Source organism: Salegentibacter sp. BDJ18 (genome assembly GCF_017579965.1).
GTDB lineage: Bacteria > Bacteroidota > Bacteroidia > Flavobacteriales > Flavobacteriaceae > Salegentibacter.
In genome coordinates this window covers 16043-40593 of sequence record NZ_JAFLQX010000018.1, presented here as the reverse complement: position 1 = coordinate 40593, position 24551 = coordinate 16043, and the positions used below count along the sequence as shown (strand labels likewise).

The 24551-nt window shown below is 36.0% G+C and carries 15 protein-coding genes; 4 read left to right on the top strand and 11 right to left on the bottom strand.

From position 1 onward, the window contains the following. Nucleotides 1-41: 41 nt before the first annotated feature. From J0871_RS10070 to J0871_RS10040, 7 genes are all read right to left on the bottom strand, one after another. Nucleotides 42-1751 carry a hypothetical protein gene (locus tag J0871_RS10070; protein ID WP_208225102.1) on the bottom strand — a complete coding sequence of 570 codons (1710 nt, stop codon included), beginning with the start codon at nucleotides 1749-1751 and terminating at the stop codon, nucleotides 42-44. A gap of 93 nt (nucleotides 1752-1844) precedes the next feature. Continuing rightward, a complete protein-coding gene (locus tag J0871_RS10065) occupies nucleotides 1845-3299 on the bottom strand; it encodes a hypothetical protein (protein WP_208225101.1) in 1455 nt (484 codons plus the stop codon). A gap of 594 nt (nucleotides 3300-3893) precedes the next feature. After that, nucleotides 3894-4922 (bottom strand): M12 family metallopeptidase, encoded by a 1029-nt coding sequence (locus J0871_RS10060; protein WP_208225100.1) that lies wholly within the window; start codon nucleotides 4920-4922, stop codon nucleotides 3894-3896. Between the two features lie 425 nt (nucleotides 4923-5347). Beyond that, nucleotides 5348-6982, bottom strand: a complete 1635-nt coding sequence (locus tag J0871_RS10055; RefSeq protein ID WP_208225099.1) for a thrombospondin type 3 repeat-containing protein — start codon at nucleotides 6980-6982, stop codon at nucleotides 5348-5350. An 84-nt stretch (nucleotides 6983-7066) separates the two neighbouring features. Further along, on the bottom strand, nucleotides 7067-8740 hold the full coding sequence (locus J0871_RS10050) for a hypothetical protein (RefSeq protein ID WP_208225098.1): 1674 nt from the start codon (nucleotides 8738-8740) through the stop codon (nucleotides 7067-7069). A 64-nt stretch (nucleotides 8741-8804) separates the two neighbouring features. Further along, the gene (locus J0871_RS10045) at nucleotides 8805-10154 is read right to left on the bottom strand and encodes a hypothetical protein (protein WP_208225097.1); all 1350 of its coding nucleotides are present in this window, start codon (nucleotides 10152-10154) and stop codon (nucleotides 8805-8807) included. Nucleotides 10155-10389: 235 nt separating this feature from the next. After that, nucleotides 10390-11406: a LuxR C-terminal-related transcriptional regulator gene (locus J0871_RS10040; RefSeq protein ID WP_208225096.1), complete on the bottom strand. Its 1017-nt coding sequence runs from the start codon at nucleotides 11404-11406 to the stop codon at nucleotides 10390-10392. A gap of 496 nt (nucleotides 11407-11902) precedes the next feature. Between J0871_RS10040 and uvrA the strand changes: the two genes are divergently transcribed. The 4 genes from uvrA to J0871_RS10020 all read left to right on the top strand — a co-directional run bounded on the left by uvrA (nucleotide 11903) and on the right by J0871_RS10020 (nucleotide 20934). Further along, nucleotides 11903-14734 (top strand): excinuclease ABC subunit UvrA, encoded by a 2832-nt coding sequence (gene uvrA / locus J0871_RS10035; protein ID WP_208225095.1) that lies wholly within the window; start codon nucleotides 11903-11905, stop codon nucleotides 14732-14734. 16 nt (nucleotides 14735-14750) lie between these two features. After that, nucleotides 14751-15440 (top strand): TIGR00730 family Rossman fold protein, encoded by a 690-nt coding sequence (locus J0871_RS10030; RefSeq protein WP_075326482.1) that lies wholly within the window; start codon nucleotides 14751-14753, stop codon nucleotides 15438-15440. Between the two features lie 73 nt (nucleotides 15441-15513). Then, a complete protein-coding gene (locus tag J0871_RS10025) occupies nucleotides 15514-18327 on the top strand; it encodes a metalloprotease (RefSeq protein WP_243870456.1) in 2814 nt (937 codons plus the stop codon). Nucleotides 18328-18531: 204 nt separating this feature from the next. After that, nucleotides 18532-20934 (top strand): alpha-ketoacid dehydrogenase subunit alpha/beta, encoded by a 2403-nt coding sequence (locus J0871_RS10020; RefSeq protein ID WP_208225094.1) that lies wholly within the window; start codon nucleotides 18532-18534, stop codon nucleotides 20932-20934. Between the two features lie 98 nt (nucleotides 20935-21032). Here J0871_RS10020 and J0871_RS10015 read toward each other — a convergent pair whose 3' ends face one another. The 4 genes from J0871_RS10015 to J0871_RS10000 all read right to left on the bottom strand — a co-directional run bounded on the left by J0871_RS10015 (nucleotide 21033) and on the right by J0871_RS10000 (nucleotide 24546). Beyond that, entirely contained in the window at nucleotides 21033-21581 is a 549-nt protein-coding gene (locus tag J0871_RS10015) for a hypothetical protein (RefSeq protein ID WP_208225093.1), read from the bottom strand. Between the two features lie 97 nt (nucleotides 21582-21678). Beyond that, nucleotides 21679-23205, bottom strand: coding sequence for a PH domain-containing protein (locus tag J0871_RS10010; protein WP_208225092.1), 1527 nt, complete (start codon nucleotides 23203-23205; stop codon nucleotides 21679-21681). Next, nucleotides 23192-23719: a PH domain-containing protein gene (locus J0871_RS10005; protein WP_208225091.1), complete on the bottom strand. Its 528-nt coding sequence runs from the start codon at nucleotides 23717-23719 to the stop codon at nucleotides 23192-23194. Before J0871_RS10005 ends, J0871_RS10010 begins: the two co-directional genes overlap by 14 nt. After that, a complete protein-coding gene (locus J0871_RS10000; RefSeq protein ID WP_093302224.1) occupies nucleotides 23707-24546 on the bottom strand; it encodes a 1,4-dihydroxy-2-naphthoyl-CoA synthase in 840 nt (279 codons plus the stop codon). The genes J0871_RS10005 and J0871_RS10000 overlap by 13 nt, the downstream gene beginning before the upstream one ends. Nucleotides 24547-24551: the final 5 nt, after the last annotated feature.

Sequence of the window (24551 nt, the reverse complement as noted above, 5' to 3'; positions counted from 1 at the left end):
CCCGAGTTGGGCTCTTCTTAGATTTGTTAAATAATCACAATTTAGTTAAAAGGATTTATATTATTTACCCCATTTAAAATTGTAGGATCGTTTGATAAAATTATATCATCCATAGCGAAATCGTTGCCTGAATTATCATCTTCACGATCTCTGATTCTAATTAACATTGACCCATCTTCAGTAGCAGTCATTATAAAACCTACTGTCTTCCAAACAGAATCGTCATCAGTATCTAAAGGATCTATTGCAAAATTTCCAGCTGTAGTTGCAGATTCTGGATCTCCAGATCTATATACTACATGTAGTCTAGCATTATTAACATCCGGTTCACTAATATCTTTAACACGCATTTTTAAGTAATAGGTGTCACCTTCACATAATTGTGGAGTTCTCAAAGTATAAAGTACTTTATCATTAGAATTAGGAGCACCGTCAAATACTATCATGTTACCATCATCTCCTGCTTCAGCACCCACAAATGGACCATAGTAATTCTTAGGGTTATTTGTAATTAAGTATCCTCCAAATGGAGCAGGTGCCCCTACTGCAGGTTGATCATTATCTTGATAGTACAAACCGTCATTATCTGTATCTACATCAATATAATCAGTTTCTAACCCCTCAAGTTCTACAATATCATTTAAATCTGTTCCAAATGTAACAGTTGCTTCTTCTTCCGAATCAGTAAAGCTACTTAGAAGACATGGATCTGAATCCTCACCACAGTAATCTCCTTCTCTAAAGTGCCAGTAGTTATAAGTATCAGATACTTCATCGTATAGTTCATCCACTTGTTCAGCATCAAAGTCCCCTCTTCTTATAAGAGTTTCCTCTCCATCACTATCTATAGTCCAAACTTCACCGTAGAACCTTTGTCCTTCTCTATCTGGTAATGGAATACACAATGGATCTGCCTGTGTTACTATATCACCGTCCCATTCAGCATCATTTGTACTATTTACCAAGGCATCTTCATCATCAAAAGATAATGTGGATAAATCGGCTTGAGAAGGATACTCCCAAATCTTAACTCTAAAATTAGATGGGTAGTGACGACCATTTATATCACATTCGTTTCCAAATATGCAAATATACTGTAAGGGTAACATTTCAAAATCAAAGAAAAGATAGCCATATGCTTCTGCATACACTTCATCATAGCAAAGTACTTCTAACTCTACATAGGTTTTAGTACCATTATCTAACTGCACGCTTTGTGGAAGAGGATAGTCTACAAAATTTTCAAAGTTCGCCGGACCATAAGTATCATCGGACGATGGAGCCATATAAAGTATATCTCCAGCAGCATTTCTTACATCAAAATAAATAATTGTGTATTCACCGCTTTCCAATTCAAGAAAACTTTCCTCGTACGTTAACCAGTTTGGCATAGTATCCCCATCATTATCATTATCATCAACAGGGATGATATCGATGTCCACAGCCTCAGCATTAGTTAGATCGTCATCACTCACATAGCTGTTTGTTGTTTCATTCATAATTACAGCCCGAATAAAACTAGGTTCAGTGTCATCATTTTCGCAACTTGGCACTACACCATCCTCTAAGATATGTTCTTTAGTTTGAGCAGCTCGCTGATCTTCGAAGTCTTCTAAGAACACCTCAAAAGAGAGAGTAGAAACTTCTCCATCTGGTCCATCGGGACTGTCTGGATTGTCTTCCTTGCTACAGGAAGTCATTACCATCGCTAAAAGAGCGACGTAAGCCAAATAAATTTTAAAGTTTTTCATAATAAAAAATTTAGATTAATTAATAAAAGGTTTGATTAATAAGCCTGTAAAAAGAACCACCCAATGACAGGCCTATGAGTTTAATATTTAAATTTATTCTATTTCGCATATTGATTGATTATCTACGTTAATTGCTGAAATCACTTCAAAAAGACCATTTCCGAAAATCTGGCCCGGATAAAATGGTTCTGAACAACTTGTATGTAGATTATATGATATATCTGAAATTGTAAATTTCAATTCTGTCCATATTGAAGGAATAGGATGTCCTCCATTTGTTGCCTCCCCTGGCAACAGTATTTCTTCATCTTTATTTACATCTCCGTTAAATATTTCGTAAGGAGAGTCTGGACCGTTATGAGTTACCACCAAATTAATTGCATCGTCACCTAAATATTTAACCGTTAGCTCCTTTATTTTCCCACCCTCATCGTTATCACAAGGTACACAGTCTTCCGGTTCTTCCGGATCCTGGGGTTCTTCTTCACATTCTCCTTCGTTTTCGGTTAAATCATCTAATAAATCGAAATTATCTGCTTCATCGCAACAAGCTTCCCTAAAATGGTAATAATAATGTTGCTGTTCTTCCTGGTATATATTAGCTAGATCTTCAGCATTAAAACTTCCTTCCCTTATTAAGATTTCTGTTTCATCCTCTACGATCCATATTTTTGCATAATATTCTTCTATTTCGGGAAGTGGAAAACAGAGTGCATCAGTATAATAATGTGTGCCGTTTTCATCACTAAAGGTCTTTCTTTCATTTTGGGCCACAACAAGTAGGTCAGCCTCATTAGAGTCTTTCCATACTTTCATTTTAAATTGCGCAGGCATATGTTTTTGATCTTCATCACATACATTGCCGTAAGTACATAGGTAAATTAAATTAGTTGTATTAAAATCGAAGAATAGATAACCAAAGGCAAAAGCATAGTGCTCTTCATAACATAATACTTCTACCGGTTGGTAATATTTTACCCCGGGACGTATCTTAACTTGTATTGGTAATGGATTATCTACGAAATTGTGATATTGAATACTTTGGGTATAATCTAAATCTCCATCAGGAATCCTGGGAGCCATATAAATAATGTCAGCCTCATCATTGCCGGCTGCAGTGGCTACCGCAAAATACTCTATGCTATACTCTCCTTCTTCAAGTTCCAGATCTGCTGACTCCTGGGTGAACCAGGCATCCGAATTCCCATCATTATCCAAATCGGTTCCGTTTGGATTAACTTGAATTTCAATCTTATCCTGATGAGAATTTTTATACCAAACCCAATTATCACTTTCATCTTTTACCTTAATAGCAACTCTAACAAACAGAGGATTCTCATTTGAACATTGTGGAATATCATAAGAATCAGAGGAAGTTTGCTTATTTAACTGGTTACGGTTGGCCAGGTCGCTTAGTACACTTCCAAAAGAAAGTTTTCCTACAGCATGAGATTCTTCTAATTCCTTACCTACTTCTTCCTTTGTACAGGAAACAACACAAAACAATATTAGAATTATTCCCAGGCTAAAACGTATAATTTTTTTCATTGCCTAAATAGTTTAATTATTTAACCTGAACTAAATCAGGTGTATTTCAATACACAGTGTAGGGGTAAATTGAGTGGGGGGAATTTTCAGGCTGGTAGGATATTGCCTTTAAATCTTAACACTAATTTATGATGAGGAATGCAACTAGTGTATGGGGAAAACCCTGTAAGATTAACCAAATTCATTTTATATAATTATTAGTCTTTTTCTTACAGAGATATAAAAAACATAAAAGATCAACTAACTTTTTTGCAAAATCTAAAAGAAAATCCAGATGAAATACCATTAATCTCGATAAACTTAAATTATTTATATTCTCCCGGAAAACGCAGAAAATCAAAACATTAAATAAACATTCTTAAAATGCTCATCGAACATTTGAAACAACAGGAAATTGTGCACGACTTAATTTATAAAAATAAAATAAATAAATTTGTAGGCTTTCAATTTGATTTACATTGATTCTAATAATTGTGGAATTTAACCACAAAGGGTGTGGAAATTAAATCTACAGTTTAGAGGCCATAAAATTTTAGAAATAAAAAACCCGGAGGTTTTCCCCCGGGTTTTTATTGATGGCTGTTTTCTTTCTAATTATACAAAAAACCAGTAACCATATTTAATTTCTACTTCTTTCCAGCCCCATTTAGAATTATAATACCATCTGCCATAATTTCTGAGTACCGTTAATCCGTTAAGAGTATAATATTCTCCATTTACATATTTGGGTTCTGACCCATCATCTGTATACATACTTTTAATGCCAGAAATATCTCCTGAAGAAAGTGCGGAACGTTGCACCTGGTAGGTGTTACCATTTGTCCTGGTTATAGTGGGCTCACCATTCTTAGAAAAAGAATAAGCGCCATACATCATTATAGATTCAAAATCCAGGCTTGTGGTATATTCATCACCATCCAAACCACTGGCTTCGTAAGTATGAAAATTATGCTCTGTACCGCTTCTCACATTATCCAGGTGTACCGTAATATAATTATTCCTATCTACACGGCTTTGTTCGTGCCAAAGTCCTACGGCATGACCAATTTCGTGAATGGTATTCCCGGTGCTACAGTAATCTGATAGTGTTATATTCTGTCTACCGCCAATCATCCCTACATAGGAAGAACAGCCGGAGCCGGTAGTAAAGTATATGTAGTTAGATTGTCCTGACCTTTCAACAAACTTTAACGGGGTATTATTCTCCCAGTGACGTATTGCATCGTGAACCCTGTTTTTATCGGGTAGACTGGAATTTATAGAATAATAAACGGTATTATCTGGCCACATTCCCGAAGTACGTCCTGTACTCTTTTCCTGCGGAATAGCCTCTTTGTTTTTATAAACAATAGATTGTGGGGATTTACTTGATTGACCTTTAGGAATCAAAATATCACCCTGGTAAACATAATCATCACCATGATCTTCTACGGGCATTTTTTGACCGGCATAATAAATTTGGGAAACAGGGCCCAGATCGTTAGGAAAGGCCATTTCTGATTGTTGATCTGAGATTTCTTCTGGTTTGAGTTGCGTTTCTGCTTCTTGATTTTCTGAAATTGGATCTTTACTACATGCCAGAATCGCTAGAACAGGTAGTAACAAAAATTTGCTTTTTTTCATAAGTAGGGTTTACTTTTTTTATGATTTAATTAATATAAATTTCATTCTGGATTTACAAAGGTCATTCCAAAAAAAAACCGGCTTTTACAACTCTAAAATTTTAATAGTCAGATTCCTACAAGGATGAGTGTTTTTCAGTTTTAAAACAATTTGGGAATTTATAAAACTTAATAAAAATACTTTTCCACCTCTTCCTAAAGGACTGTTTTTGCTATTATTTCAGTCAGTTTTTAATTAAAAGTGAACTGCAAATTCTCAGAAACTTTTGGCCAACATACAGACTTATTTCCACTCTGTTAATTTTTTTAACAAAAAAGCTGTGCGAAATTTTCGCACAGCCTCTTTTGTAATCTTCAAGAGTGAGGATTACAAAAACCCAGTGAATTAGTCACCCCCCGGTTATAAATTTACTGGGTAATTTTATTCTAGGTATCAGATCTTGAACAAACGTTAGCAGAAAAACGAACATAGACAGTTCCAGAGAAATCTCCTGCAACTTCTACATCCACATCAGCTTCATTCGTATCCTCTGGTGCCGTTAGATCATCTTCGTATACACATGTAATTGCATCACCCAATTCATCTACAATTTCCAACCTATAATCTTTCAGATAAAAACTGGTATTTGTATTTATAAGTAACATATCTCCGTCAGCATCAAAAGAAATCAAGCCTAATGCTACGGTTGTATTATTACCTATGAAAATTGGTAATGGTTCTGAATCTGTTATTGCTATCCACTCGGTAAGATCAGTTACATCAGTTCCGGCCACGTAAACTCTTTCACAGTCGCCAGCTGATGGTAAAGTAGGACACTCTGCAACTGAATCACCACATGTTGGATCGGGATCTCTTACACACCCAGGATTCTCATTTTCATTTAAGATTTCGTCTCCATCAATGTCTGAGTCACAAACGTCTCCTATTCCATCTTCATCCAGATCGGCTTGATCTGTATTGGGAGTAGCTGGACAATTATCCTGTCCGTTAGGTATTGTATCGTTATCACAATCAGCAGCAGGATCCTGAGGATCACACTCTTCTCCATTCCCATTTCCTGGATCATCATCCTCATCACAGAATAGGATATGGAAATAATCAATAGTGCCATCTTCACGAACACTCTCCATTATTTGTGACCAGGTAAGATTAAGAACAATTTCTTCCTCAGCAGGAGTTGGATAATTTCCTTCCCAATTTGATAAAGTTGCAATTATTCTTATATATTCTGTAGTACTGGTTTCATCAAACATAGGCGCTGGAACTGCGAAGCAGAAAGGATCAGCATAATAATCACCGGTATCTTCATCAAATCCATAGCTATCTTCTGGTAGATCCATGCTTGTATACAAAGTTCTATCTTCGTCTCCACCGGTATATATAACCTCAAGGCTGTAATTGGCAGTATAGTGTCTTCCATCATCATCACAATAGTTTGCAAAAATACACACTTCGTGAAGTACCTCAGGTACCAGATCAAAGAATTGGTAACCATATAAATTTACCTCACGGTCATCAAAGCACAGTACTTCAATATCCACATATTTTTTTGAACCTGCTCTTATTGGAAAGTTATATGGAAGACCCTGATTCACAAAAGCTCCATATTCACTGGTAGTTGCCGGTGCAGCCCAAATGACGGTAGATCCTGCATCATCTGGATCACCATCATATACCAGGAAGGTAGTGACTGAAACCGTAGCTGTTTTATCATCAGCATTTGCTACAGGAATTTTTAAATCTTCGTCATAATCAGTGAAAAAGCTTCCATCTTCGCTTAAAATAGGAACATTTACATTAATAACACCTTCCAGGTCTGTACCTGCATTATGTGTTAATTCTATATGCGCATAGGCTGGAGCGTCAGATGAACAGTCGGGAATACTTTGCTTGACCGCTGCACGGTTTACAAAGTCATTAAGGGTTGCCCCCAGACTTAATTCAGCAAAACTCTCTGAACCTGGATCGTTGTTTAAGGTTCCTTCCTCATCTTTTGTACACGAGGTAAAAAAGAGGGAAAAAACGGCCACAATGGCCAGATATTTTCTTAGAAGTATCATAATTAAAGTTTTTGGATTAAATATTTAGAATGGTTAATAAACTACCAGAAGGTTTCATATCCTCCTGGTAGTTAGCTTTTCATTTTAATAGCAAGCTACGGCATGAACAATAATATAGAAGTCATTACTATAGTCTCTTGTCCAGGTATAGGTAAGAGTATTTGCATCAACTTCATCATTAAGGTTATACTGTCCAGGTGCAAAAACATCATTTCCTGATGGTGCAACTTCACTTAAATTAATATGAAGTTCACTTAAGCTCACTCCGGGTTCCAGTGTGATTTCCAAAGTAATATCATCACCATTTACAGAAATCTCAGCTGTAGCTATATGTTCGCCTTTAGAAGTATTATTCTGTGCAGCACCTGCCCAAATATCGAAAGTATTACTACTTCCATCTATACCTGTTTGGTAGTGTTCTGCCCAACCCCATCGATTAGCATTTGCTAAGGTATTAAGAGCAGTATCCCCTTCCATATAGGCGGTTTCGCAGGTATCCCCACCTTCTTCAGGACATCCATTATTAGATTCTGGACCTGCCTGGTAAGGACATTCATCTTCACAATCATTTAATCCATCACTATCAGCATCTCCAGCACAATCATCAATAGGACAACCACCATCTAATGGATCACCGGCTTCTTCTGGACATTGATCACACCCATCTGGAATACCATCTTCATCCATGTCTTCATCATCATCATAGCCTTCACATAAATCATCTTCATTAGGTACGCAGTCACCATCGGTATCCTCTTCAGTTATTGGACAATCAAGTATAGGGTCATCTCCACAGTTAAAGAAAATATGTTCATAATCTATAGTGTCATTATCACCAAAATATGATTGTACATCGTTCCAGCTTAAATAGATGATTTCAGGGTCTTCAGCACCAGGTGTTCCGTAATTGTCAGCCCAACTAGCCAAAGTAACGGTTACTCTTAAGTATGCCTCAGTGTCTAACTCGTCATACATAGGAGCCGGAATTGCTAAACATAGTGGTTCAGCATACCAGTCACCCGAATTATCATCTTCGGTATTTCCGGTTTCAGGAGATCTATTGGTATATAAGTTAATATCATCCTCTCCTTCTCTTATATAATCTATATCAATATTATAATTTGCAGTATAATGTTTACCATTATCGGTACAGTAGTTAGCAAATACACAGAACTCGTATAATTCTATTGGAATAAGATCAAAGAATTGGTATCCATATAGATTTACATCTCTATCGTCAAAACATAAGACTTCAACATCCAAATATTTTTTAGATCCTGCTCTTAAATCAAAATTGATAGGTAAAGCATCATTCACAAAGTTCTTATATTCACCTTCGTCAGTTGGTGCTACCCATATGGGTGAAACACCTTCTCCTGGTTCTTCAGCATACACCATAAAAGTGGTAAGGCTTACTGCGGTTGTAGTTTCGTTAGCCGGAATTGGAATTTCCAGATCTTCTTCGTAATCAGTGAAATAAGTGTCACCATCAAAGAGAATAGGTACAACTACATCTTCAGTTCCCAATTCGTGGGTAAGTACTATCCAGGCATACATTGGTGTATCATCAGAACATTCCGGGATTTCATCTGAAATAGTCTGACGATTATCATTCACAAGATCATTCAAAATAGCACCTATAGAGATACTACCCATTTCCTCGTTTACAGAGGGCTCATTGGTCTCTTCTTTACTACAGGACGAAAATAGCATCCCCGTAGCCACGAAAATGGCCAGCATTAATTTTAAATTCTTCATTGTTTCTATGTTTTAAAAGGAATTAAAAAGGTGTCCCAAAAACTGGGACACCTTTTAAGAGTTTTTAGTACTCTTCAAATTCTCCACAAGCCAGTGGTGTCATATCAGACTCATGTAACACAGCTGTTCTATTAGCTAGATTAGCAGCTGCTACCTGAGCAGGAGTTAAAGTAAAAGTCCTGGTGTAGAATAAGTTTCCAGCTCCGTCAGCTACAGGCCATACATCTCCTGTATAATCAAGATCCCAAATTGGCGAACCAAAAGCATCACAACTTGCATTTTCATGGATATGTTGTGGTACATCTCCTGGAGTAAGTTCAGTAGCTGCTGTAGTAGCAGTTAATTGATTCCCCTGTAACTTCAGGTATGCAAATCCTACAGCATTTGAATCACCTAAATTCTTTAAACAGGCTTTGTAACGTTTAGCTTCTGTTCTTGGGTCATCAAATGGTGGAGGGTTATCGCCACCACATCCATAATTAAAGTGGTAATAATCCATTGTTGAATCGTCGTCTTCACTATAGAACATTCTAATTTCTTCATCAGTGATAGGACCAGCAAGAATTACTTCTCCTGCATCGTCTGAACTATACTCATCGGTATTATCTAATGTAATTTCAAAGTAGTAAGTATCAGTTTCAGCTGTATCAGGTAACCAGAAACATAATGGATCTGAATAATAGTCACCAGTAGTGTCATCTTCATCTACAGTATTAGATTCAGTGTAAATTGGATCTCCAACTGCTTCTGAGCCCATCCATACATTAACTGTATAACCGGCTACGTAGTGTCTACCATCTTCTGAAGGACAGAAGTTTCCGAATAAACAGAATTTAATCAGCGGAATTGGTACAAGGTCAAAGAATTGATATCCGTATAAGTTTACTTCTCTATCATCGAAACATAAAACTTCTACATCAACATATTTCTTTGAGCCGGCTCTAAGTTCAAAATTAATTGGAAGCGGATCGTTTACAAAGTTTTCATACTCACTACCTTCTTTTGGAGTAACCCAAATTGGCAATGTACTTTCACCCGGTTCTTCGGAGTACACCCAGAAATCTGTTACACTAACAGAAGTAGTAGTTTCCCCGGCAGGGATTGGAATTGCCAGATCTTCATCATAATCTGTAAAATAAGTGGTTCCATCAAAATTTACAGGAACAACTACGTCTTCTTCCCCCAAATCATGGGTTAGAATAACTCTTACATACATGGGAGCATCATCGGAACATTCAGGAATAGACTGTTTTAATAATCCCTGTCTATCCAGGTCGTTTAAAACTGCTCCCAGGGAAATGCTCGCCATTTCTCCATCGGTTCCCACATTGTTTGTGGGTTCATCTTTACTACAAGATGCAAATAACATCGCGATAATCACGACGCTTGAAAGGTAATTTTTTAGGTTTTTCATAACACTAAAGTTTTGGTTAATAAATATTTAGAATGGTTAAAACAATATATATAAATATGACTCTGTAAAGAGCATCTTGATATATCAATACTACTTGTTGGGGGCTTAAAATAAATAGGCTGAGGTAAATACTAGTGAAGTGGGGTGACTAGTAATTCATATGATAAATGTAGTCTAATTCTTTCCTATCATGCTATAGGGGTTTTCTCCCCTATTTTACCAAAAAGTCTAATTTTTAGACTTTTTGATAATCTATAAGCTTATGATTTATCGCATATATGATGCTCTCCAGGATAGTATCAGAGTTAGTTCTTTTTATAATATTAGAACGATGTTTCTCTATTGTTTTTGGGGAGATAAACAGCGCTTCAGATATATCTTTGGTTTTATAGCCTTTTATAAGTAATTCAATAATTTCCTTCTCTCTATTAGTGAATTTAAAATCGGTTAGCTGGCTATTTTGTTTGAAGCAATTTTCTACTTCTTCAGAAGCAGTGCCTATTCGGTCATTAATCACTTCGCTTTCTTCCATAAGATCAATAAACATGACAAATTGATGCCCAAAATTCCTGTTTAACTTAGAAAAATTAATACGGGCATTTCTCACCTTATCATTCCTTAATAGTAAGGCCGTCTTAGTGGCTGCTTTTATATGTTTACCGCGGGCAAAATTTCTTAAACTATCTTTAACCTTTTGTACATTTTCGCATTTCACGAAATCGGTAAGTTTTAAACCCTTTTTCTCTTTCACATCAAAACTTTGCTTAAAAGCATCGTTCATGGCTACAATTTCATTTTGATCCAGTAGCACTACCGGTTGGGAAATAATATTAAACATTCCCATAAAAGCGTCTTTCCAATAATTGGAAAGTGAACGGTTGCTATATACCAGTTTTACAATCTTCCCGCAAAGTGCCTTTATAGTAGGAGAGTATATAAACTCGTCTACTACTTTTCTAAATCTACTTTCAGCTTCGGCCCTATATCGTTCTTCGGCATAAACAACCAGCCAGGCTTTAGTAAGAAAATGATTTGATTTAAAATTGGCGATATTCTTAAAATTCCTACCCGATCTAAAAGAAGAATAATCTAATAAGATTATATCGGGTAATAAATTAAGTGCCATGTTAAAGCCAGTATGCAAAGAGTTTGCGTGAGCTACTTCAAATTGCATACTAACACCCTCCTGAACACAGTCTACCATACTTTGTTTGTTGGTAATAAGCAACAACTGCTTTTTTTCTGTTATCATAATACATCAATTTTGCGGCTATTTAGCCAGTTAGTAAAAACTGTGGAGTAGGTCCACAAAAAATTAAATTGATAGATTTAAAACATAACAATAGAAGGGTCTGGATGTTTTAAATCTTACGTGGGGGGTTAAAAATAAAGGGGCAAAACTGATGGGGCTAAAAACTACCTACTTGTAGGTTTAATACTTTTCTGGGGGGATGAAAAAAATTTCATGAAGATTTGGTATCTCAAATATAGGGGATTAACCTTATTTTATGCAAAAAAATAAAGTAATATTATACTGACAATCAACAGAATAAACAAAGGATAAAAGGAACATTATAGCCGATAAATTCTATGTTTTTAAAAATTTGTTTTTTCACCACCTTAACTACTCTAAAATTTTATTGCTAATTCCTCTTTCAAAAACTTTAAACCATAATTAACACTACCAGAAACTTCCTTTCTTTTTAGTTAGCAACACTTTAAGTACCTTTGCCCCCTTGATAAAAAATATGGCTAAAACCGAAGAATTTATAGAAGTATTAGGGGCTCGCGTCCATAATCTTAAAAATATAGATGTTAATATTCCAAGAGAAAAACTGGTGGTAATTACCGGTCTCTCAGGTTCAGGAAAATCATCCCTGGCATTTGATACTATTTATGCCGAAGGACAGCGCCGTTATATAGAAACATTTTCGGCCTATGCAAGGCAGTTTTTAGGAGGCCTGGAGAGACCAGATGTAGATAAAATTGAAGGTCTCTCTCCTGTTATTGCCATAGAGCAAAAAACCACCAGTAAAAATCCGCGAAGTACGGTTGGGACTATTACAGAGATTTACGATTTCTTACGCCTACTTTATGCACGTGCCGGTGAAGCTTATAGTTATAAGACCGGGGAGAAAATGGTTAGCTATACCGATAGCCAAATAAAAGACCTCATTTTAAAAGATTTTAAAGGAAAAAAAGTAAGTGTTTTGGCTCCCGTGGTAAAATCCAGAAAAGGGCATTACCGTGAATTATTTGAGCAAATAGCCAAGCAGGGATTTCTTAAAGCAAGGGTAAATGGGGAAGTTAGGGACCTTGTAAAAGGAATGAAACTGGACCGGTACAAAACCCACGATATAGAGATTGTAATAGATCGCTTAAAAATTGATGATAAGACCGATGCGCAAAAGCGCCTGGATGAAAGTATAAAAACCGCAATGTATCATGGTAGTGATACGCTAATTATTTTAGACCAGGAAACTGAAAATGTTCGGTATTTTAGCAGGAATTTAATGTGCCCCACCACGGGAATTTCTTATCCTAATCCTGAGCCCAATACTTTTTCTTTTAATTCGCCTAAAGGTGCCTGTCCAAGCTGTAACGGGATTGGCACTTTATACCAGGTGAATATTGATAAAATTATTCCAGATAATTCTAAGTCGATCAAAAATGGAGCACTGGCTCCTCACGGTCCGCAAAAAAAGAACTGGGTTTTTTCTCAGCTGGAATTAATTGCTGAACGCTGGGACTTTAAACTTACAGATCCTGTTTCTAAAATACCAGATGCTGCCATGAAGTTTATACTTTACGGAGGCAAAGAAACTTTTACCAAAGAATCTAAAAGCCTTGGTGTAAACCGCGAGTTTAAGATTAATTTTGAAGGCGTAGCAACTTTTATTGAAACTACTTTTAATAATAACGATTCTACTTCTTTAAGACGCTGGGCCAAAGAATATATGGATAAGGTTGAATGTCCCGTTTGTGAAGGCAGCCGACTTAAAAAAGAATCGCTTTATTTTAGAATTAACGATAAAAATATAGCCGAACTTTCTTTAATGGATATTGAAGATTTGGCTAAATGGTTTGTTGGGTTAGAGAAAAAGCTAAGCGAAAAACAAAACCAAATTGCTGCTGAAGTTATTAAAGAAATTAGAACAAGAATTGGTTTCCTGGTAGACGTTGGGCTTACCTATCTTTCCCTTAACCGGGGTTCTAAATCGCTTTCTGGTGGTGAAGCACAAAGAATTAGATTGGCTACACAAATTGGTTCCCAATTAGTAGGGGTTCTTTATATTTTAGATGAACCAAGTATTGGTTTACATCAGCGTGATAACGAAAAACTTATTAATTCACTTATTTCTCTAAGGGATATTGGCAATTCTGTGATTGTGGTAGAACACGATAAGGATATGATAGAACGCGCCGATTATGTGATTGATATTGGTCCGAGAGCCGGAAAACACGGTGGTGAAATTATAAGTGAAGGCCCGCCTTCAGAATTATTAAAACACGATACGCTTACTGCTTCCTATTTAAACGGAACTAAAGAAATTTCAATTCCTAAAGAAAGAAGAAAGGGAAATGGAAAGCATATAGAACTAAAAGGAGCAACCGGAAACAACCTTAAAAATGTTTCTATTAAAATTCCTTTAGGACAAATGATTGCGGTTACGGGTGTTTCCGGAAGTGGAAAATCCACGCTGATCAACGAGACGCTTTATCCTATTATGAATGCCCATTATTTTAATGGCGTAAAAGAGCCAAAACCGTACAAAACAATTAAAGGACTGGATAATGCCGATAAGGTAATTGATATTAACCAGACACCAATTGGTAGAACTCCAAGATCTAACCCGGCTACGTATACCGGCGTATTTTCAGAAATTAGGAGTCTTTTTGCTAAAACCCCTGAGTCGCTAATTCGTGGTTATAAACCCGGAAGATTCAGCTTTAACGTAAAAGGCGGGAGATGTGAAACCTGTAGAGGGGGCGGACTTAGAGTTATAGAAATGAATTTTCTCCCAGATGTTTACGTAGAATGTGAAACCTGCCAGGGAAAACGCTTCAACCGTGAAACTCTTGAAATTAGATATAAAGGAAAGTCTATTGCTGATGTTCTGGAAATGACAATTAATGAAGCAACAACTTTTTTCGAAGCTATTCCGAAGATATATAGAAAACTAAAAACCATAAAAGATGTTGGTTTAGGGTATATCACGCTTGGCCAACAAAGTACCACGCTATCTGGAGGGGAAGCCCAGCGAATTAAACTTGCTACAGAACTTTCAAAACGTGATACGGGAAATACTTTTTATATTTTAGACGAGCCAACCACCGGTTTGCATTTCGAAGATATTCGGGTATTAATGGATGTTTTAAACGAATTAACAAATAAAGGAAACACGGTTCTTATTATAGAACATAATATGGATGTAATAAAAATGGCCGATTATATAATTGATATTGGTCCCGAAGGGGGTAAAAATGGCGGAAAAGTTATCACTAAAGGCACCCCAGAAGAAGTGGCCAAATCAAAGAAGAGTTATACTGCCAGTTTCCTTAAAAAAGAATTACACTAACTATACTAATTATAATATGAATAAAAATCTTAAAAATAAAGCCTGGAACGAAATTAAAACAAACGATTCATGGGCCATATTTAAAATAATGGGCGAATTTGTAAATGGCTACGAAAAGCTAAGTCAAATTGGCCCCTGTGTTTCAATTTTTGGTTCAGCCAGAACCAAACCAGATCAAAAATATTATAAACTAGCTGAAAAAATCTCTAAAAAAATTGTTGAAAACGGCTACGGCGTAATTACCGGCGGTGGGCCTGGAATAATGGAGGCCGGTAACAAAGGTGCCCATCTTGGCGGCGGAACCTCTGTAGGATTAAATATAGATTTACCTTTCGAGCAACACGACAACCCATATATTGATAATGATAAAAGCCTGGATTTTGATTACTTTTTTGTTAGAAAAGTAATGTTTGTAAAATATTCGCAAGGATTTGTAGTTATGCCAGGCGGTTTTGGAACTTTAGACGAACTTTTTGAAGCCATTACCCTTATTCAAACCCATAAAATTGATAAATTCCCTATTATTTTAGTGGGAAGAGATTTTTGGGGAGGTCTTGTAGACTGGGTTCAAAAAACACTTTTAGATACCTTTCAAAACATTAGCGCTCCAGATATGGATCTAGTTCAGGTTGTAGATACCGAAGATGAGGTTATTGAAATTCTAAACGAATTCTACGGGGAATATAATCTTAGCCCTAACTTTTAATCAAATCTTAAGAAGGAAAAAAAACTTTGATTATATTTAGCTCGAATTCAGTGTTACGTTAAATATATTCCCATTGAGATTTTATCTGTTTTATTTATTTTTTTTTGTGGGAATTGGATGGAGTTTTGCACAAAACTCCATCTCCTTACAAGCTCACTTAAACGATAGTACACATACTTTTACTATAGAGCAGGAATTGGTGTATACCAACTCCAGTAACGATACTCTTACCCAAATTTATCTAAACGATTGGGCAAATGCCTTTAGTGCAAAAGACACTCCCCTTGCCAAACGTTTTGCCGAAGAATTTGCGAGACGCTTCAGGTTTGCTAAAAATGAAGAGCGAGGTTCTACCTATATTAATAAACTTACCAATACCGAAAATGAAGCCTTAATTTGGGAACGCCCATTCCTGGCCCAGGACCTTATTAGAGTTAAACTTTATAAACCTTTACTACCCGGTAATAGCATCACCATTAATTTAGATTACCAGGTAAAGATTCCTATAGATAAATTTACGCGTTACGGGGTAGATTCAAATAATAATTATAAACTGCGGTATTGGTATATTACTCCCGGCATTTATAAAAACGGGAATTGGGAAGTTTATAGCCATAAAGATTTAGGCGATCAATATAATGCAATGCATGATGTTGAAATTACCCTTACTACTCCACCTAAATACTATGTAGGTTCGGCGCTGGACTTTGAAAGTGTTAGTACTACTAATGGCTCAAAAACCGTAAAACTTTCAGGGAAAGATCAATTAGACACTAAATTATACCTAACCAACTCTTTCATTTTTGAGTCTATTAGAACCGAAGATCACGAAATATTTACAAATGTAGATGATGATGAACTTCAGCCTGAAATAAAAAGAATTTTATTAAATCGTATTTTAAAATACTATAATAAAAGACTTGGGGAATATCCTCATCAAAACATTTTTGTAACACGGGACGATTATTTAATAAGCCCTATTTATGGTTTAAACCAATTACCGGGCTTTATTCGTCCTTTTCCAGATGGTTTTCAGTACGATATTAAGCAGTTTAAAACCATTACCAATTATTTGCTGAAAAATTCGGTGCACATTAATCCGCGAAAAGAACAATGGGTTCATGATGCCATCCTGGTTTCTTTAATGATAGATTATGTAAATGAGTATTATCCTAATATGAAACTTTTAGGAAACCTCAGTAATATTATTGGTATACGATGGTTTCACGCAGCAGACCTTGAATTTAACGACCAGTACCAGTTTCTTTATATGAATATGGCAAGAATGAATTTAGACCAACCGCTTAGAACCGCGCAGGATTCCCTGGTTAAATTCAATAAAAATATTGCCAATGCCTATAAAGCCGGAGTCGGCTTAAAATATCTTGAAGATTACCTGGAAAACGATAAAGTTAAAGATGCAGTTAAAGATTTCTACCAGGAAAATAATATGCGCCCCACTACTGCAAAAGATTTTGAGCAGAGCTTAAAAAGCCATGCAACAAAAGATATTTCGTGGTTTTTTCAGGATTATGTAGACTCTAATAAAAAAATAGATTTTACCATTCAAAGACTAAATAAAACAAAAGATTCGCTGCGGGTAACCATTAAAAATAAAAGAAACACCAATTTTCCTATTTCTTTATATGGTTTAAAAGATGGAGAAGTAATCTTTAAAAAATGGGTAGATAATATAGATAAAACCAAAACAGTTGAAATCCCACGGCAGGGTGTAGACCGGCTCGCATTAAATTACGAACAAAACATTCCGGAATTTAACCAACGGGATAATTATAAAGCGGTGACTAAACTTTTTAATAAACCGCTTCAGTTTAGATTACTCCAGGATATAGAAGATCCCCGGTATAACCAGTTGTTTTTTATGCCAGAATTTAATTATAACCTTTACGATGGTATTTCTATTGGGCCCAAATTGTATAATAAAACAGTACTTTCAAAAACCTTTAATTTTAATATTTCACCTAAATATGGTTTTAATAGTGAAACCATAGTTGGCTCGGCTTCTTTTAGCAATACCCACCAGTTTGAAAATAAAGAACTCTACAAAATTTCTTACGGTATTGGAGGGACGCGCTATTCGTATGGCTACGATCTCTTTTATGAAAAATATACTCCATTTTTAAGTTTTTCTTTTAGAGATAAATATTTACGGGATAATGAGCGTCAAAATCTGTTGATTAGAAATGTAAATGTAAGACGGGATAGCGATCCTGATAAAACTTTAGACGAACCCAATTACAATGTTTTCAACATTAATTACAGGTACAGTAAGCCTCATTTAGTAGATTATTACAGTGCTTCTTTTGATTTTCAACTGGCAGAAAAGTTCAGTAAAATTTCTATGAGCCTGGAGTATCGAAAATTGTTTAGAAATAACAGGCAAATAAATCTTCGCTTATTTACCGGAACATTTTTGTACAGCGATAATATGGAAACCGATTATTTTAGTTTTGCTTTAGATCGCCCTACAGATTATCTTTTCGATTACAATTACTACGGAAGAAGTCAGGGCTCCGGTCTCTTCAGTCAGCAAATTATTGTTGCAGAAGGCGGGTTCAAATCTCAACTACAGCCCGAATATGCTAACCAATGGCTAACTACTTTAAATGCCAGCACTAACCTATACAAGTGGTTTTTTATATATGGCGATGTAGGTTTGGTTAAAAATCAGCACCAAAATGCGCGGTTTTTATACGACTCTGGGGTACGCTTGAGTTTAGTAGACGATTATTTTGAAGTTTTCTTTCCTGTTTATTCCAATTTAGGCTGGGAAGTGGCCCAGGAAAATTATGATCAAAAAATAAGATTTATTGTTTCCTTAGATATAAATACATTAATTAGATTATTTACCCGGCGCTGGTATTAACAAATATTTAAATGCTTAGGTAATTCTTAGCATTCTTCAATTCAATTACATATTAATCAGTATTTACTATTAAAACTGATATTTCATTTCAGTAAACACAATAAAAATCCTTTAAAATACACTTTTCTTAAAATATTTTGATTTTAATGAATTGTGTACAATCTAAGTTTTCGTTACATTTGTTATTATTCATAAATTACGTTCATGCAAAGCGAAACAAAAACTAAAGATTCAATTTCATTTGAAGATTTCAAGGCCGAGGTGCTGGCAGATTACAACATAGCCGTTACCAGCCGGGAATGCAGCCTTTTGGGAAGACGTGAAGTGCTTACCGGAAAGGCTAAATTCGGGATCTTTGGCGATGGAAAAGAAGTGCCACAGCTTGCTATGGCAAAGGCTTTTAAAAATGGTGATTTTAGGTCTGGTTACTATCGTGATCAAACTTTTATGATGGCCATTAATCAATTTAGCATAGAACAATTCTTTTCCGGTTTGTATGCCGATTCTAACCTGGAGAATGAACCAATGTCTGGCGGAAGACAAATGGGAGGACACTTTACCACCCACAGCCTTAATGAAGACGGTAGCTGGAAAAACCTGATGGAACAAAAAAACTCCAGTGCAGATATTTCTCCTACCGCCGGTCAAATGCCAAGACTTTTGGGACTCGCACAGGCTTCAAAAATATATAGAAACGTAGCAGGTATTCCATCTGAAAAATTTTCAGAAAATGGAAATGAAATTGCCTGGGGTACTATTGGAAACGCCAGTACCAGTGAAGGTCATTTTTGGGAAACCTTAAACGCAGCCGGCGTTATGCAGGTGCCTATGGTTTTAAGCGTATGGGACGACGAATATGGAATTTCGGTACACGCGAAACATCAAACAACAAAAGAAAATATTTCTGAAATCGTAAAAGGTTTCCAAAGAAATGAAGATGAAAAAGGCTACGAAATAATCGTAGTTAATGGCTGGGATTATGTAGCGCTTATTGAAGCCTACGAAAAAGCCGAAAAAATAGCCAGAAAAGAACACTGCCCGGTGCTTATTCACGTGGTAGAACTTACACAGCCGCAAGGGCATTCTACCTCTGGTTCTCACGAGCGTTACAAAAATGAACAACGCCTTTCCTGGGAACGTGAATACGATTGTAATGTTAAGTTTAGAGAATGGATTCTTGAAAACAATATTAGCACAGATGAAGAACTGCAAAATATTGAGAAAGAAATTAAGCGCAAGGTAAGAGAAGGCAAGAAAAAAGCCTGGAATAACTATTTACAGCCTACAAAAGAAAAGCAAAAAGAGTTACTCGCAGTACTATCTAAACTAGCAAAGAATACCGAAGAAAAAGAGAGTGTAGTTAAACTGGCAAAAGAGCTTAACTCAAATAAAGAACCGCTTAAAAAAGATCTTGCGGTTGCTGCAAGAAAAACTTTAAGAGCTGTTAGAAAAGAAAATTCAGAAGAGAAATCCCAATTAATAGATTGGTTCACAGATTTTGAGAAAGATATGGCAAATGATTATAACAGTCATTTATATATCGAAAATAAAGGAGTTCTTTCTGAAGTTTTACCGGAATATGATGAGGATTCAGCTGAAGTTGATGGAAGAATTATTTTAAGAGATAACTTCGACCAGATTTTTGGTAATATTCCTGAAACATTAATTTTTGGGGAAGATGCGGGTGAAATTGGCGATGTAAACCAGGGACTGGAAGGTCTTCAAAAAAAATATGGAAAACTACGCGTTGCCGATGTTGGTATTCGCGAAGCCACTATTCTTGGCCAGGGCATAGGAATGGCAATGAGAGGTCTAAGACCAATTGCCGAAATTCAATACCTGGACTACGTTATGTACGCCTTACAGGGAATGAGTGATGATCTGGCAACCCTACAATATCGTACCAAAGGAAAACAAAAAGCTCCACTAATTATAAGAACCCGTGGTCACCGTTTAGAAGGAATTTGGCACAGTGGTTCACAAATGGGTGGAATTTTAAACCTGGTTCGCGGTATGTATGTTTTAGTACCAAGAAATATGACTAAGGCTGCAGGTTTTTATAATACTTTACTGGAACAGGATACCCCTGCATTATTAGTAGAATGTTTAAACGGTTATCGTTTAAAAGAGAAAAAGCCAAGTAACCTGCCTGAACTTAGAACGCCAATTGGAAAAGTTGAAACGGTAAGAGAAGGTAGTGATATCACTTTAATTTCTTATGGCTCTACATTAAGAATAGTTTGCCAAACTGCTGAAGAATTAAGCGAATATGGAATTAATGCAGAAGTTATAGATGCCCAGTCTCTTCTACCTTTTGATTTAGATCACGACATTGTAAAAAGTGTAGAAAAAACCAATAGACTTCTGGTTATAGACGAGGATGTTCCGGGAGGAGCTTCAGCATTTATTTTAGATAAGGTTTTAAATGAACAAAACGCCTGGAGATACCTGGACAGTAAACCGCAAACCCTAACCGCTAAGGAACACCGCCCGGCTTATGGCACCGATGGGGATTATTTTAGTAAACCTTCAGCAGAAGATATTTTTGAAAAGGTTTATTCGATTTTTAATGAAGTAAACCCCGAAAAATATCCGGCGATAAGATAAATCTTGTTAATTGTTTAAAGTGGAAATCCCCGGTCTAAAAATTAGCCCGGGGATTTTTTATTTGCAGTTATTTCTAATTAAAGCAGAAGCCTTTAAGTTTATATCCAATTAAATTCGCTAATTCTAAAGCCACTGAAACAATCATCTACACAGCCTTTTTCAACAAAACCGCAATTGGAGATTATTCCAGCTTCATCTGTATTAAAGTAAATCTCGTTATCTGCTTTATTAATATTTAAATAATCAGATAAACAGGTTTGATATAATTCATCTATAAGCAAAGGATCAAAACCTTCAGAGTGACTACCAATTTCCACCCCGGTTTCTGTATAAGATTCAATTTCTTTTTCTACCAGTTGGCTCTCCTCGTTAAGTATCTGTTCAAAATAAAGATATTCTCTTTTGCTAACCACACCATCCTTTACAGTAATAGTAGTTCTACTGCCAACCCCCGTCCAGGAAATAAAACTCACAGTGTAGCTGTAGGTTTCAATATTCTGTACTTTTAGCTCCTCCCATATTGTTTTACTATCGTTGTAACTAATACCACTTTCTCCGGTGATTTCGCCTCTATCATTATCGTTCGTGGAGCAGGATAAAAGAGTAATAAAAAATAAAAAGAGGATAAAACAATTTGAAATTTTCATAGTATCAGTTTTGAATCACTATATGTAAGATGCAGAAAATTACATTTGGTTGCGTGCCATTTACAACCTTTTTGAGAATTAAGTTTTAATTCGACTTTTACATCCAATGTTTCGAACTAACCTCTGCCTTATATAATACATAATTTACGTACTGAATTATACCAGTATTCACCGCATAAAATTTAAGATCACCTCCCGCGGTATGAAAAACTACATTTACCAGGTTTTTTCTGCGATACCAAATAGGCTGTTTTACGCTTATAGATTGGATTTTAAATAATTCCAGGGTTTCATCGGTTTTATTCCAGAAGCCAGTTTTTTTCTGAAGAAATTCTTCGGTAAAAATTAGTTTTCGGGCTTTAAAGGCAAGTACTTGTAAAATTAAAGCAGCAATAATATATAAGCTCGAAATGCTTAGTATAGCTCCTAATTTAAGGTTTATAAAGTCTAAAAAATACCAGAAGGCAAGAAAAATAACTACCGGTAACATTGCCAGGGAAATTTTTCTAAATAATAATAATTTATCTGGTCTAAAGGTTGTGCTGAAACTGGATTTAGAAGATTCCGGATATAAAAAATATTTTATCTTTTCTACGATTTCTTTTCCAAGACCTGGAATCTTTATTTTATTCTTCTGAAGTTCATTTTCACTGCTTGATAAAGAAATTTGGGCTTCATAAAGATTTAAACACTCTTGGACCGGGTTTGTTTTAATTCGCATTAACTGAAGCCGTCTTGGTTGAAGGGAAACTTTGGTATTGGTTTTTAAGCCCATCTCCACCTCCATTTTATCCTTATTCTGCTGAATTGTTAAGCCATAATATTTAATAAATACTTCAATGATCGTAATACTTATACTTAAAAGCAGAAGTAACACAAAAAGAATTGTTAAAAATCCAATAGATTGTAAAACACCAGAAAACTGATCAAAATAAACCTCTACATCTTCTACCTGATCTTTAAAATAGGTATTTACCCTATTATAAATAGTCATTACAAAGGCAAAAACTAACGAAAGCCCGCGTAAATAATTAGTACTAATCCCAATTTTAAGGAGCGTGAAAAATCCTACTTTGTGAGTCCAAAAAACCTCTTTGTTTTCCTCTGTTTTTTCAGATTCTTCTTCTAATGAAGTCTCTTCGGTTTTTTCAGCTTTCGCTTTTAATAAGATTTTGGAAAGTTTATTGGCATCTTCTTCAGAAACCGCTTTTATTTCAACTTCTTTAAGATTACTCCCGGCGGTTTCTATTACCAGGCTGTAAACCTTGATTATACGTTGCAGGATAGAACGTTTAAAATAAACCTGCTGGATTTTATCAAAAGGAATCGCAGTATTTTCGGTAGAAAAAATCCCTTTTTCTAATACAAATTCCTCCTGCTTATAATCTATATAAAAAATAAATTTGCGATAGTACAGGTAGCTATAGATAAGGGCTAAGAACCCAATTAAAAGCAATGCAAGACCAATATAAATTAAAGTCGTTCTACTGGGGCCACTAACCAACAAATACGCACCCACCGCCCAGAAAGATCTAAATAATTTATAAATGCTGGAAATAAAAATAAGAAGAATACCGGCTATAGATTGGCGCTGAGGATTGCTGTAGGCTTCAGGATTCATCATGAGAAATCTTTACCGCAATAGCTTCTTTTAATTGCACAGCCATTTCGGGTTCTAAACCGGGAATAGAAATATCACTTGCGCCTCCACCTGCAGTAAAAATATTAAGGCTGGAAATTCCTAAAAGCTTATCCCAAATTCCTCGTGAAATCGATGCGTGCTGCACCCTGTTAAATGGAATTACCGTGGTTTTATTAAAAATGAATCCTCTTTTATAAATAATATCTTTTTCCCTAACAGCATATCCCAAACTCTGAAGCAACTTATAATTATTCCAAAATCTAAAGATAAATGCTACCAATACAAAGCCAAATATAATCCCCGATTGCATATAATTTAGCTGAAAAAACCAAAAAACTCCTAGCGCAATAGTTAGAACGAGCATAAAAATGCCCGTCTGAATATTCATTTTTATAAGATATTTAGACGAAACTGAAGAAAAAGCTACCTGCTCATATTTGGGCAGGGAAGCTAAATCTATTTGTTCGTTACTAAAGTCTTTGATTACGGGATCCATTTTTTGTCAAAATTTGGTTTTCTTTTTTCCAGAAAAGCATCACGGCCTTCTTTAGCTTCATCTGTCATATAGGCAAGTCTGGTAACTTCTCCTGCAAAAACCTGTTGGCCCACCATTCCGTCATCGGTCATGTTCATGGCGAATTTCAGCATTTTAATGGAAGTTGGTGATTTTGCCATAATTTCCTGCGCCCATTCGTAAGCAGTATCTTCCAGCTCATCGTGCGGAATAACCGCATTCACCATTCCCATTTCGTAAGCTTCCTGTGCCGAATAATTTCTTCCGAGGAAAAAGATTTCCCGTGCCTTCTTCTGCCCTACCATTTTTGCTAAATAAGCTGAACCATAACCGGCATCAAAACTCGTTACATCGGCATCGGTTTGTTTAAAAATAGCGTGTTCTTTACTTGCAAGCGTTAAATCGCAAACTACGTGCAAACTATGCCCGCCACCTACTGCCCAGCCGGGAACTACACAAATTACAGCCTTTGGCATAAACCGGATTAGACGTTGTACTTCCAAAATATTCAATCTATGGTAGCCATCTTCACCTACATAACCCTGGTGCCCACGGGCTTTTTGATCGCCACCGCTACAAAATGCCCATTTCCCATCTTTAGTAGAAGGACCTTCGGCCGAAAGTAAAACGCAGCCAATTTCAGTATCTTCGTGTGCATTGTGAAAGGCATCTAAAAGTTCTGAGGTAGTTTTAGGTCTAAACGCATTGCGAACATCAGGTCGGTTAAAGGCTATTCGCGCCACGCCACCCGATTTTTTATAAGTTATATCTTCGTATTCTTTTACAGTTTTCCAGTTGATTTCACTCATAGGTC

Coding starts and splice junctions, on each gene's coding strand:
- J0871_RS10015 (WP_208225093.1), bottom strand. CDS start 21,581: ATGAAAATTTCAAATTGTTTTATCCTCTTTTTATTTTTTATTACTCTT.
- J0871_RS10020 (WP_208225094.1), top strand. CDS start 18,532: ATGCAAAGCGAAACAAAAACTAAAGATTCAATTTCATTTGAAGATTTC.
- J0871_RS10070 (WP_208225102.1), bottom strand. CDS start 1,751: ATGAAAAACTTTAAAATTTATTTGGCTTACGTCGCTCTTTTAGCGATG.
- J0871_RS10005 (WP_208225091.1), bottom strand. CDS start 23,719: ATGGATCCCGTAATCAAAGACTTTAGTAACGAACAAATAGATTTAGCT.
- uvrA (WP_208225095.1), top strand. CDS start 11,903: ATGGCTAAAACCGAAGAATTTATAGAAGTATTAGGGGCTCGCGTCCAT.
- J0871_RS10030 (WP_075326482.1), top strand. CDS start 14,751: ATGAATAAAAATCTTAAAAATAAAGCCTGGAACGAAATTAAAACAAAC.
- J0871_RS10045 (WP_208225097.1), bottom strand. CDS start 10,154: ATGAAAAACCTAAAAAATTACCTTTCAAGCGTCGTGATTATCGCGATG.
- J0871_RS10055 (WP_208225099.1), bottom strand. CDS start 6,982: ATGATACTTCTAAGAAAATATCTGGCCATTGTGGCCGTTTTTTCCCTC.
- J0871_RS10050 (WP_208225098.1), bottom strand. CDS start 8,740: ATGAAGAATTTAAAATTAATGCTGGCCATTTTCGTGGCTACGGGGATG.
- J0871_RS10060 (WP_208225100.1), bottom strand. CDS start 4,922: ATGAAAAAAAGCAAATTTTTGTTACTACCTGTTCTAGCGATTCTGGCA.
- J0871_RS10040 (WP_208225096.1), bottom strand. CDS start 11,406: ATGATAACAGAAAAAAAGCAGTTGTTGCTTATTACCAACAAACAAAGT.
- J0871_RS10065 (WP_208225101.1), bottom strand. CDS start 3,299: ATGAAAAAAATTATACGTTTTAGCCTGGGAATAATTCTAATATTGTTT.
- J0871_RS10000 (WP_093302224.1), bottom strand. CDS start 24,546: ATGAGTGAAATCAACTGGAAAACTGTAAAAGAATACGAAGATATAACT.
- J0871_RS10010 (WP_208225092.1), bottom strand. CDS start 23,205: ATGATGAATCCTGAAGCCTACAGCAATCCTCAGCGCCAATCTATAGCC.